The sequence below is a fragment of the Bacillus sp. B1-WWTP-T-0.5-Post-4 genome (assembly GCF_009183795.1).
GTDB classification, from domain to species: Bacteria; Bacillota; Bacilli; order Bacillales; family Bacillaceae_G; genus Bacillus_A; species Bacillus_A cereus.
Genome location: NZ_WEIJ01000001.1, coordinates 161,002 through 173,301, shown reverse-complemented (window position 1 = coordinate 173,301; position 12,300 = coordinate 161,002). Strand labels below are relative to the sequence as shown.

The following is a 12,300-nucleotide window of genomic DNA, read 5'->3' as shown; positions in this document are numbered from 1 at the left end:
AACAAATTGCACAGAAAACTTATCATTTGTTAAAAAATAAGGTATGATGGATAAAAATAAAGTGAAGCTTTCTAAGTATAATATAATGTGGAAAGTGAAGAACTTCACGCTTTTTAAGGTGTGTATATATTTTATCTCTAGAGTGGTAGGAAAGTAGAGGGGGAAAATCATGACAAAGCTGCAACGTATTCAAAAAGTATTGGTAGCTAACCGTGGAGAGATTGCAATTCGTGTGTTTCGAGCTTGTTCGGAACTTGGATTAAAAACAGTTGCAATCTATTCTAAAGAGGATAGTGGTTCTTATCATCGCTATAAAGCCGATGAGTCCTATTTAGTTGGGGAAGGAAAAAAACCAATTGATGCTTATCTAGATATTGAAGGCATTATTGAGATTGCAAAAAGTAATCATGTAGATGCAATCCACCCTGGATATGGTTTCTTGTCAGAAAATATTCAATTCGCTAAACGTTGTGAAGAAGAAGGAATTATCTTTATCGGTCCGAAAAGTAAGCATTTAGATATGTTTGGAGATAAAGTGAAAGCAAGAACACAAGCGCAGCTAGCACAAATTCCAGTTATACCTGGTAGTGATGGTCCAGTAAATTCATTAGAAGAAGTCGAAAAATTTGCTGAAAAGTATGATTACCCGATTATTATTAAAGCATCCCTTGGGGGTGGCGGTCGTGGTATGCGTATTGTGCGTACTAGTGAGGAATTAGGAGAATCATATAATCGAGCGAAATCAGAAGCGAAAGCAGCCTTTGGTAATGATGAAGTTTACGTCGAAAAATTCGTTGAAAAACCTAAACATATAGAAGTACAAATTTTAGCAGATGAAGAAGGCAATGTTGTTCATTTATACGAGCGTGACTGTTCTGTACAACGTCGTCATCAAAAAGTTGTAGAAATTGCACCGAGTGTATCACTTTCAGATGATCTGCGTCAGCGTATTTGTGATGCTGCTGTGAAGTTAACGAAAAATGTAAATTATTTAAATGCAGGAACAGTAGAATTCCTTGTAAAAGATGATGAGTTTTACTTTATTGAAGTAAATCCACGTGTTCAAGTAGAACATACGATTACAGAAATGATTACGGGAGTAGATATTGTTCAATCACAAATTTTAATAGCTGATGGACATGCATTACATAGCAAAATGGTAGGTGTTCCGAAGCAAGAGGAAGTAGTTGTACATGGATTTGCAATTCAATCTCGTGTAACAACTGAAGATCCGCTAAATAATTTTATGCCGGATACAGGAAAAATTATGGCGTATCGATCAGGCGGTGGTTTTGGTGTACGTCTTGATACAGGAAATAGCTTCCAAGGTGCAGTTATTACACCGTACTACGATTCTTTACTTGTAAAAGTTACAACTTGGGCACTTACTTTTGAGCAAGCTGCTGCAAAAATGGAACGTAACTTAAAAGAATTCCGTATTCGTGGTATTAAAACAAATATTCCATTCCTAGAGAATGTAGTAAAACATAAAAACTTCTTATCAGGAGAATATGATACTTCATTTATCGATGCGTCACCTGAATTGTTCTTGTTCCCGAAACGTAAAGACCGTGGAACGAAAATGTTAAATTACATTGGTACAGTAACAGTAAATGGTTTCCCAGGGGTAGGTAAAAAAGAAAAACCAATATTCCCAGATGCTCGTATTCCATGTTTAAAACATTCAGAGCCAATCCAAAATGGAACGAAACAAATTTTGGACGAGCGTGGAGCGGACGGATTAGTAAAATGGGTACAGGATCAAAAGCGTGTACTTTTAACGGATACAACATTCCGTGATGCACACCAGTCATTACTTGCAACTCGTATTCGTACAAAAGATTTACATCAAATTGCGGAGCCAACAGCGAGAATGTTACCGAACCTATTCTCAGCGGAAATGTGGGGCGGTGCAACATTTGACGTTGCGTATCGTTTCTTAAAAGAAGATCCATGGGAACGATTACTAGATCTTCGTGAAAAAATGCCGAACGTGTTATTCCAAATGTTACTTCGTTCTTCAAACGCAGTTGGATACAAAAACTATCCAGATAATTTAATTCAAAAATTTGTGGAATGTTCTGCTCAAGCAGGCATTGATGTATTCCGTATTTTTGATAGCTTAAACTGGGTGGAAGGCATGAGAGTTGCAATTGACGCTGTACGAGACACTGGTAAAATTGCAGAAGCAACAATGTGCTACACAGGGGATATTCATGATCCACTGCGTAGTAAATATGATTTAAATTACTATAAAAATTTAGCAAAAGAGTTAGAAGCATCAGGAGCTCACATTTTAGGTATTAAAGATATGGCGGGCTTACTAAAACCAAATGCAGCATATGATTTAGTTTCTGCATTAAAAGAGACAGTGTCGATTCCAATTCATCTGCACACGCACGATACGAGTGGAAATGGTATATTAACGTATACGAAGGCAATTGAAGCGGGTGTTGATATCGTCGATGTAGCAGTGAGTTCTATGGCTGGTCAAACGTCACAACCAAGTGCGAACACGCTATACTATGCATTAGGTGGAAACGAAAGACAACCAGATGTTAATATAGATTCTTTAGAAAAACTATCTCATTATTGGGAAGATGTACGCAAATACTATGCACCGTTTGAAAGTGGTATGAATGCGCCGCATACAGAGGTATATATGCATGAAATGCCGGGTGGGCAGTATAGTAATCTTCAGCAACAAGCGAAGGCGGTTGGTTTAGGAGATCGCTTCGATGAAGTGAAAGTAATGTACCGCCGTGTGAATGACATGTTTGGAGATATTGTAAAAGTAACGCCATCATCAAAAGTTGTTGGTGATATGGCATTATTTATGGTTCAGAACCATCTGACAGAACAAGATGTTTTAGAGCGTGGACATGCGATGGACTTCCCAGGGTCTGTTGTTGAAATGTTCTCTGGTGATTTAGGTCAACCGTACGGTGGTTTCCCGAAAGAATTACAAAAGATTATTTTAAAAGGGAAAGAGCCATTAACAGTAAGACCAGGTGAATTACTAGAGCCAGTAGATTTCGAAGCGTTAAAAGAAGAATTATTCCATAAACTTGGACGCGAAGTAACGATTTTTGATGTAGTGGCATATGCTTTATATCCAAAAGTATTTATGGATTATGAAAAAGTTGCTGAGCTTTATGGAAATGTATCTGTACTTGATACACCGACGTTCTTCTATGGTATGAGACTAGGTGAAGAAATTGATGTAGAAATTGAACAGGGTAAAACATTGATGGTTAAACTAGTATCAATTGGAGAACCTCAGCCGGATGGAAACCGTGTTCTTTACTTGGAATTCAACGGTCAACCACGTGAAATTATCGTGAAAGATGAGAGTGTAAAAGCAACAGTTGCACAACGTGTGAAAGGAAACCGTGAGAATCCAAATCATATTAGTGCAACGATGCCAGGAACGGTAATTAAAGTAGTTGTAAAAGAAGGCGACGAAGTGAAAAAAGGCGATTCTATGGCAATTACAGAAGCGATGAAAATGGAAACGACAGTTCAAGCGCCGTTCAATGGTAAAGTGAAGAAAGTATATGTTAACGATGGTGATGCAATTCAAACGGGTGATTTACTTATTGAATTAGATCACTAAAATAAAAAAAGGGCTGTGTAAATACAGCTCTTTTTTTATTGAAAAAAAATCCCTTGCCAATTCGGCAAGGAATTTTAGTTTTATATTATTTTGTTTGTTTAGAAGTTGATGCAGCTTCTTTTGCATTCACTTTACTTCTTGTTCCTAACATAACTAAATAGCATAGTACAGCAAACAAGCAAGAAATAAATAGAGAATGTAACAATGCCATCGCTAAACTAGCGTTTGTAAATACAACTAAAACTCCTACTACAGCTTGAAGTGTAACAAGGATAAATGAAATGATCCATCCCCAATATACGACAGGTTGCTGTTTGTAATGGCGAATAGCGAGAATCATCGCGTATAGTATCCAAGCGAAAATTAACATCGCTGCAACTCTATGGCCCATTTGAACCCATTCATGTAGTTGAGTTGGCATAGGTCTGTTTTTGCTACATAAAGGAAAGTCTGGACAGGCTAAGCTAGCTCGTTCGTGACGTACTAAAGCGCCTGTGTAGACGACGATATAACTGTAAATTGTTACACCATAAATATGAAATTTCATTTTTTTGTCCATAATAAGTGAACGTGCATCAAATTTTTGGTCAATTTCAAAGATAAGACACGTTAATAAAATGACAGAAGCAAATGAAATTAAGGAAATACCGAAGTGGATAGCAAGTACAGCGGGCATTTGGCCCCAAACAACTGCTGCTGCTCCCATTAATGCTTGTGCAACTAAAAATACGAAGGATAAAATTGCTAACGTTTTTGTTTCACGCACATGTTTATAATATTTCCAGGACAAAATACAAAGGAGAGTGACAAGAATTCCAGCTGATCCTGATGTTAATCGGTGGCTAAGTTCAATAATAGTTTCCATTGATAAATTAGATGGAACAAATTCACCGTTACAAAGTGGCCATGATTTACCACAACCTTGACCAGAACCTGTTTTTGTAACTAAAGCGCCTCCTAATAAAACTATTAATAAATCAAGGCTTGTAATGACTGCTAACCATTTAATAAAGCGTTGCAATCTCTTTCACCATCTTTCTGCTATGAAGTTATTGCGAAATATTTTCATTCCATTATGTATAGAATAAAACGCGCTAGTTCCTATGATATATAAAAAATAATAAAATAGCAAAGAAATGGAGGAGGAAGGAAATGGGGAGAAAACAGGTGTAAAAACAGGGTTCCTAAGGAAAATTTTGGGTGAAAAATAGGCTATTTTGAAAAGAAATGGGGAGAATACGTGTTAAATAGGACAAAATAGTTTATTATAGAAGGTAACATCATGTTATGATAAGGACAAGTCAGAATGAAGTTTTTTATATTCGACACAAAAAGTTCATGTTTTCTTCACAAAATGTTCGGGAAATATGATTTAATATATTGGAGTATGAGCGTAGATTAGTAGTAGAATGGGTTAACAATGTTTCTACTGTAATAATATTGCTATATAGAAGCGAATTATTTCATTTGAAATATGCGCAAAAAGAAAGATGAAAGTTTTAAGAGGGGGTTAGAGTGATGAACCATGCAACAAGTGAGCTGCATGATGAGTCCGCTGTTACAAGTGTACCGGAAACAACTCGGTTACAAGATTTAAAAGCACTCGTTAAAATGGGGATTGTAAACTCAAATACACTTACTGTATTTACAGGATTTTGGTTGGCATTACACTTTAATGGATTAAGTGTAATGGACAATCTGGATAAGTTATTCTTTACAATCGTTGGTTCTGGATTAGTTATGGCAGGGGTATGTTGTTTAAACAACTACATTGATCGAGACATCGATCCATTAATGGAAAGAACAAAGACCCGTCCAACGGTTACTGGAAAGTATAAACCAGGATTTGCACTTACATTTGGACTAGTCATATTACTTCTTGGTTTTGTATTTTTATTATTAACAACACCAATGGCAGTCTTAATGGGATTTATTGGTGCTTTCACATATGTTGTTCTATATAGTTTATGGACAAAGAGAAAGTATACACTAAATACTGTTGTAGGTAGTATATCTGGTGCAGTTCCTCCTTTAATTGGATGGGCAGCAATCGATCCATCTTTAGGCCATCCAATTGCTTGGATGTTATTTTTAATTATGTTTATTTGGCAAATCCCACATTTCCTTGCATTAGCAATGAAACGTGTTGATGAATATCGAAATGCAGGAATTCCAATGCTTCCTGTAGTTCATGGATTTGAAATTACGAAACGCCAAATTATGATTTGGACAGTATGTTTATTACCACTACCATTTTATATGAGTGGACTAGGGATAACATTTATGGTAATTGCAACACTGCTTAACATCGGATGGATCGTTTTAGGATTTTATGGCTTCCGTAAGAAAGATGACATCAAATGGTCCGTGCAAATGTTTGTTTATTCCCTAAATTATTTAACAATCTTATTTGTATCAATGATTGTAGTTACATTCTTCTAAGACAACGACATAATTGGATTTCTTTACGTTGAGATTTACTTTACTTAACTATAAAGTACAATCTAATTCACAAGGAAAGTGGGGGTTGTTTGTATGAAGAAACAGTGGCGACTGCTTTCGTTCGTTTCACTGCTGGCTTTACTGTTAGGGGGATGCGGTAAAGCCTTTCAATCTACTTTAATTCCGCAAGGAGAAGTAGCAAAAATGCAATATGATTTACTTCTACTGGCGAGTGCAATCATGGTAGGAGTAGTACTAGTAGTTACTATTATTTTCTTATATGTAATTGTGCGTTTCCGACAAAAGAAAGGTCAGGAAGATTATATTCCAGAGCAAGTTGAAGGGAATCACAAGCTAGAAATTATATGGACAGTTATTCCGATTATTCTTTTACTAATCTTAGCTGTTCCAACAGTTACATATACATTCAAACTTGCTGATGTAAGTGCGATGGAGAAAAAGAATATTGATAAAGATACTATCGTTGTTGATGTAACAGCGAATCTTTATTGGTGGGAATTTTCTTATAAATCAGAAAAGATAGTAACTTCGCAAGATTTGGTCATCCCCACAGGTAAGAAAGTGTATTTAAATTTGAAGGGTGCCGATATTAAACACTCATTTTGGGTTCCATCTTTAGCAGGGAAAATGGATACAAATACAGACAATGTGAACAAAATGTGGTTAAAGGCAGATAAATCGGGCACTTATAATGGTTTTTGTACAGAATTTTGCGGCCCATCACATTCTTTAATGCAATTTAAAGTGAAAGCTTTAGATGAAAGCGAGTACAAAAAATGGCTTGCTGATATGAAGAAGATTGATGGGAAGAAAGAAGTAGCTTCAACAAAGGCGCAAGAGGGCCAAGAAATATTTAATAAAAGCTGTATTGGTTGTCACGCAGTTGGATCTAATGATAGTAGACCACCTTCCGCTCGTATCGCACCAAACTTAGCAAACTTTGCGGATCGCGATATGGTTGCCGGTATTGCCGAAAACAATGAAGAAAACTTAAAAAAATGGCTGAAAGATCCTGAAAATATGAAGCCAGGAAACAAAATGACTGGCAAATATGGCAACTTAACGGATGATCAAATTGATGCATTAAATGCATACTTACAAACGTTAAAAGTTGAAAAGTAAAGAGGGACTATTCGCGAAGGGGAGGTTGAAAACGTGAGTTCTGTAGCAAAAAAACAGGGGATGGGTGCTGTCATATGGGATTATTTAACGACAGTAGACCATAAAAAGATTGCCATTCTCTATTTAATTGCAGGTGGATTGTTTTTTGTAATAGGCGGAATAGAAGCTCTATTTATTCGCCTTCAATTAGCGATTCCTAACAACGCTTTTCTTGTTGGGGATGCTTATAATCAAGTATTAACGATGCACGGTACAACAATGATTTTCCTCGCAGCTATGCCACTCGTGTTTGCATTTATGAACGCCGCTGTACCACTTCAAATTGGTGCACGTGATGTAGCGTTCCCGTTTTTGAATTCACTCGGATTTTGGTTATTTTTCTTTGGTGGAGTATTTTTAAATTTAAGTTGGTTTTTAGGTGGAGCACCTGATGCAGGATGGACATCTTATGCATCTTTAGCTTTAGCCTCTAAAGGTCATGGTGTTGATTTCTATGTACTCGGCTTGCAAATCTCAGGTATTGGTACACTAATTGGAGGAATTAACTTCCTTGTAACCATTATTAATATGCGCGCTCCAGGAATGACGTATATGCGTATGCCGATGTTTACATGGACAACATTTGTAACATCTTCGCTTATATTATTCGCTTTTCCGCCGTTAACTGTAGGATTAGGACTTTTAATGTTAGATCGTTTATTTGGAACAAGTTTCTTTAATCCGGCATTGGGCGGGAATACAATTATATGGGAGCATTTATTCTGGATTTTCGGTCATCCAGAAGTATACATTCTTATACTCCCAGCTTTCGGAATATTCTCAGAAATCTTCGCGACATTTTCGAAAAAACGATTGTTTGGTTATTCATCGATGGTGTTTGCGACTGTATTAATTGGATTTTTAGGATTTATGGTATGGGCGCACCATATGTTTACTGTTGGACTTGGTCCAGTTGCTAATGCTATTTTCTCAGTTGCAACAATGGCGATTGCGGTTCCGACTGGTATCAAAATATTCAACTGGCTCTTTACAATGTGGGGCGGAAGTATTCGTTTTACGACACCAATGATGTGGGCAGTAGCTTTCATTCCATCATTCGTAATGGGTGGAGTTACAGGGGTTATGCTAGCATCTGCACCAGCTGATTATCAATTTCATGATAACTATTTCGTAGTAGCGCATTTTCATTATGTAATCGTTGGCGGTGTTGTATTTGGTTTACTTGCAGGAGCTCATTATTATTGGCCACTGATGTTTAATAAAGTATTAAATGAAACATTAGGAAAGATAACGTTTTGGCTATTCTTTATCGGCTTCCATTTAACTTTCTTTATTCAGCATTTCCTTGGCTTGATTGGTATGCCACGCCGTTACTACACATATCTTGAAGGGCAAGGGTTGGAAATGGGGAATATGATTAGTTCCATCGGAGCGGTGTTTATGGCTCTTGGAACGATTGTTCTTCTATTCAATGTAATTAAAACGACAGTATCAAAAGAAAAAGCTGGTCGTGATCCGTGGGATGCACGTACATTAGAATGGACAATGCCAGCACCGACACCAGAATATAACTTTAAACAATTACCATTTGTTCGCGGATTAGATCCGTTTTGGATTGAAAAACGTGAAGGTAATAAAGAAATGACAGCAGCGGAACCAGTTGGTGATATTCATATGCCAAATCCTTCGTTTTCACCATTTGTCATTTCTTTCGGATTGTTTATAGCGGCATTTGGTGCGATGTATATGCAGGGCGGAAAAGATAAGTTCTGGTTATTAGTAGCAATTATTGGTTTAATCATTACATTTGGCACAATGTTCCTACGTTCAGTAATTGATGATCATGGGTATCATATTCATAAAGAAGATTTAGAGGATAAGGGGGGCAAGGCATAATGCATGTAGATGAAAAATTAACGAATGAAACATTTCCAGCAGAGCCTGAAAAAGCAACCCTTGAAGGGAAAAATAAGTTTGTCGGTTTTTGGTTATTTCTTGGAGGCGAAACAGTGTTGTTCGCTTCCTTATTCGGAACATATTTAGCGTTAAAGAATTCTACAAATGGTGGACCAACATCTCAAGAGATGTTCCAAATGCCACTCGTTTTCATTATGACGATGCTTTTATTAACGAGTAGCTTAACGAGTGTATATGCGATGTATCACATGAAAAACTTTAACTTTAAGAAAATGCAGCTTTGGTTACTAGTAACAGTATTGCTAGGTTTAGGGTTTTTAGGATTTGAGATATATGAGTTTTATCATTATACACATGAATTTAAGCATACTATGAGAAGTAGTGCCTTTGGCTCTGCGTTTTATGCTCTTGTTGGTACACATGGACTCCACGTATTGTTTGGGTTATGTTGGATTTTAACATTAATCTTTAGAAATGCGAAGAGAGGTCTAAATTTATACAATGCACCGAAGTTTTATGTTGCATCGATTTATTGGCACTTTATTGACGTAGTTTGGGTGTTTATTTTCACTGTAGTATATTTAATGGGAATGGTGGGATAAACAATGGCGATAAAGCAAACGAATAATCCTAAAGTTGATCTTGTTTATCGGAAGAGAAAAAGTGCGGAGGAAATGAGGCATCAAGTTATTACGTTTGCATTAATGATTTTTTTAACATTAGTTGCATTTGTAGCGGTGGCGTATCCAAAAACTTTTAGTCCGATTTTCTCTGTACCGTTTATTTTACTATTAGCAGTGGTACAAGTAATTTTTCAATTGTATTATTTTATGCATATGAGTCATAAAGGACATGAAGCAGCAAGTTTCTTTCTTTACTCTGGTCTGCTAATAGGGTTAATTACAATTTTAGCTTTTATGACAATCGTGTGGATTTGAAAAGTGAAAAATAAGGGAGCTTGTGTTGTCACAGCTCCCTCTTCATATTATGAGATAACCTTACGAAGGTAGGTGTGAAAATGAGTAACTTGTGGATATTTGGTTTTCAGGCTTTATGGAGTCCAATCTTTTTATTATTTATGCTTTCGATTCTTATTGGGTACTTCTTAATTATTGGGCCATATAGAATGCGATTTGAAAATGCGACGAAGGTAAGTAAGAAGCAAATTTTTTATTTTACGACTGGTATTGTTCTTTTGTATTTTGTAAAGGGAGGGCCTATTGATTTAATTGGCCATATTATATTTAGTGCTCATATGTTTGAAATGGCAGTCATGTATATTGCAGTTCCACCGTTACTGTTGCTTGGTATACCAATTTGGTTATATCGTTACATTACTTCTTTTAAGTTTGTTCAAATTATATTAAAGGCATTTGCTAAACCGCTTATTGCGTTATTTGTATTTAACGGCCTGTTTTCTTTTTATCATTTACCAGTTGTTTTTGATACGGTAAAACAAAGTCAAATAGCTCATCCTATTTGTCTCGCTATATTGTTTTTTACAGCAATCATGATGTGGTGGCCGATGTTAAATCCATTACCAGAATATCAAACGTTAAGTGATATAAAGAAACTTGGTTATATGTTTGCTAACGGCATATTATTAACGCCTGCATGTGCGTTAATCATTTTTGCGACAGCCCCGTTATTTGCAACGTATACGGATCCGGCTGCTTGGATGAAAGCGATGGAACTATGTGTACCAGCGGGCACTTTATCAGATTTAAATATAACGGGACCAGAATTTTTGCACTGGATGCCAGTCGTACAAGATCAGCAAACTGGTGGTATCATAATGAAAATTGTCCAGGAAATAGTGTACGGTACAATTATAGGCTATGTATTCTTTAGATGGGCACGTAGAGAACGTGAAAAGGATAAGGAGCAGTTGCAACAATTGCCGCCGTATTTACAGATTAAGTAAAAAAGTGTATGGGATTCCATGCGCTTTTTCTTTTTAGCTACCTTAAAAAGATTGAATTTTCTAACTTTTTATGTTAAGTTAGTGTAGGCGTGTACTAAAAGTGGAGATAAAATTTACTACTAGCTTTCATGCGTAATAATTCCATATGTAGTGCAAGTTTTTTAGAGAGTTACAAATATATATTGTTATCCTTAATAAACACGAACTATTTTAAGGGGGAGTTTAAATGGGTAGTAGTGGAAGTATGGTAAAGCCGATTAGTGGTTTTTTGACAGCACTAATTCAATATCCAGTACCAGTAGTAGAATCGCGTGCAGACATTGATAAACAAATTCAACAAATCATAAAAACAATTCATTCGACCAAATCAGGTTACCCTGGTTTAGAATTGATAGTATTTCCTGAATATAGTACACAAGGGCTCAATACAAAAAAATGGACTACAGAAGAATTTTTATGCACAGTGCCTGGGCCAGAAACAGACTTATTTGCTGAGGCATGTAAAGAATCTAAAGTATATGGTGTTTTTTCAATAATGGAGAAAAATCCTGATGGTGGAGAGCCATATAATACAGCAGTTATTATTGATCCACAAGGTGAAATGATTTTGAAGTATCGTAAGCTAAATCCTTGGGTGCCAGTCGAGCCTTGGAAAGCTGGAGATTTAGGCTTACCTGTTTGTGATGGACCTGGAGGAAGTAAATTAGCTGTTTGTATTTGTCATGATGGCATGTTCCCTGAAGTAGCTCGTGAAGCGGCCTATAAAGGTGCAAATGTCTTAATTCGTATTTCTGGATATAGTACACAAGTTAGTGAACAATGGATGCTAACCAATCGTTCAAATGCATGGCAGAATTTAATGTATACATTGTCGGTAAACTTAGCGGGTTATGATGGCGTATTTTATTACTTTGGTGAAGGACAAGTATGTAATTTTGATGGGACTACTTTAGTACAGGGACATCGAAATCCTTGGGAGATTGTTACTGCTGAAGTATATCCAGAACTAGCAGATCAGGCTAGATTAGGATGGGGATTGGAAAATAATATATATAATCTAGGTTCAAGAGGATATGTAGCAACTCCTGGTGGGGTGAAAGAAAATCCATATACGTTTGTAAAAGATTTAGCTGAAGGTAAATATAAGGTTCCTTGGGAAGATGAGATTAAAGTAAAAGATGGATCTATTTATGGATATCCAGTAAAAAAAACGATTCATTCTTAGGGAAGGGAAATAAAACAAGCGCATCATATTGAT

General features: G+C 36.4%; 9 protein-coding genes. 8 read left to right on the top strand and 1 reads right to left on the bottom strand.

Annotation, left to right across the window (positions count from 1 at the left end):
• Nucleotides 1-169: 169 nt before the first annotated feature.
• A complete protein-coding gene (gene pyc, locus GBN91_RS00865; protein ID WP_000164085.1) occupies nt 170-3,616 on the top strand; it encodes a pyruvate carboxylase in 3,447 nt (1,148 codons plus the stop codon).
• A gap of 85 nt (nt 3,617-3,701) precedes the next feature.
• Here the strand turns inward: pyc and ctaA are convergent, their stop codons facing one another.
• Nucleotides 3,702-4,637, bottom strand: a complete 936-nt coding sequence (gene ctaA, locus GBN91_RS00860; RefSeq protein ID WP_001188742.1) for a heme A synthase — start codon at nt 4,635-4,637, stop codon at nt 3,702-3,704.
• A gap of 497 nt (nt 4,638-5,134) precedes the next feature.
• On the opposite strand from ctaA, the gene ctaB reads away from it, so the two are divergent.
• The 7 genes from ctaB (at nt 5,135) to GBN91_RS00825 (ending at nt 12,267) form a co-directional block, all read left to right on the top strand.
• Nucleotides 5,135-6,058, top strand: coding sequence for a protoheme IX farnesyltransferase (gene ctaB / locus GBN91_RS00855; protein ID WP_001015058.1), 924 nt, complete (start codon nt 5,135-5,137; stop codon nt 6,056-6,058).
• A gap of 93 nt (nt 6,059-6,151) precedes the next feature.
• Nucleotides 6,152-7,201: a cytochrome c oxidase subunit II gene (gene coxB, locus GBN91_RS00850; protein WP_000745268.1), complete on the top strand. Its 1,050-nt coding sequence runs from the start codon at nt 6,152-6,154 to the stop codon at nt 7,199-7,201.
• A gap of 60 nt (nt 7,202-7,261) precedes the next feature.
• Nucleotides 7,262-9,097: a cytochrome c oxidase subunit I gene (gene ctaD / locus GBN91_RS00845; RefSeq protein ID WP_153578907.1), complete on the top strand. Its 1,836-nt coding sequence runs from the start codon at nt 7,262-7,264 to the stop codon at nt 9,095-9,097.
• On the top strand, nt 9,097-9,720 hold the full coding sequence (ctaE, locus tag GBN91_RS00840) for a cytochrome c oxidase subunit III (protein ID WP_000557861.1): 624 nt from the start codon (nt 9,097-9,099) through the stop codon (nt 9,718-9,720). The genes ctaD and ctaE overlap by 1 nt, the downstream gene beginning before the upstream one ends.
• Before the next feature lie 3 nt (nt 9,721-9,723).
• Nucleotides 9,724-10,056 (top strand): cytochrome c oxidase subunit IVB, encoded by a 333-nt coding sequence (gene ctaF, locus GBN91_RS00835; RefSeq protein WP_000985706.1) that lies wholly within the window; start codon nt 9,724-9,726, stop codon nt 10,054-10,056.
• An 80-nt stretch (nt 10,057-10,136) separates the two neighbouring features.
• A complete protein-coding gene (gene ctaG, locus GBN91_RS00830; RefSeq protein WP_000069022.1) occupies nt 10,137-11,042 on the top strand; it encodes a cytochrome c oxidase assembly factor CtaG in 906 nt (301 codons plus the stop codon).
• A 226-nt stretch (nt 11,043-11,268) separates the two neighbouring features.
• On the top strand, nt 11,269-12,267 hold the full coding sequence (locus GBN91_RS00825) for a formamidase (RefSeq protein ID WP_000535802.1): 999 nt from the start codon (nt 11,269-11,271) through the stop codon (nt 12,265-12,267).
• Nucleotides 12,268-12,300: the final 33 nt, after the last annotated feature.

What these genes read in the sequence shown, in the direction of transcription:
- ctaE (WP_000557861.1), top strand. Translation starts at nt 9,097, where the DNA reads ATGCATGTAGATGAAAAATTAACGAATGAAACATTTCCAGCAGAGCCT.
- ctaG (WP_000069022.1), top strand. Translation starts at nt 10,137, where the DNA reads ATGAGTAACTTGTGGATATTTGGTTTTCAGGCTTTATGGAGTCCAATC.
- pyc (WP_000164085.1), top strand. Translation starts at nt 170, where the DNA reads ATGACAAAGCTGCAACGTATTCAAAAAGTATTGGTAGCTAACCGTGGA.
- ctaB (WP_001015058.1), top strand. Translation starts at nt 5,135, where the DNA reads ATGAACCATGCAACAAGTGAGCTGCATGATGAGTCCGCTGTTACAAGT.
- ctaF (WP_000985706.1), top strand. Translation starts at nt 9,724, where the DNA reads ATGGCGATAAAGCAAACGAATAATCCTAAAGTTGATCTTGTTTATCGG.
- ctaD (WP_153578907.1), top strand. Translation starts at nt 7,262, where the DNA reads ATGGGTGCTGTCATATGGGATTATTTAACGACAGTAGACCATAAAAAG.
- coxB (WP_000745268.1), top strand. Translation starts at nt 6,152, where the DNA reads ATGAAGAAACAGTGGCGACTGCTTTCGTTCGTTTCACTGCTGGCTTTA.
- GBN91_RS00825 (WP_000535802.1), top strand. Translation starts at nt 11,269, where the DNA reads ATGGGTAGTAGTGGAAGTATGGTAAAGCCGATTAGTGGTTTTTTGACA.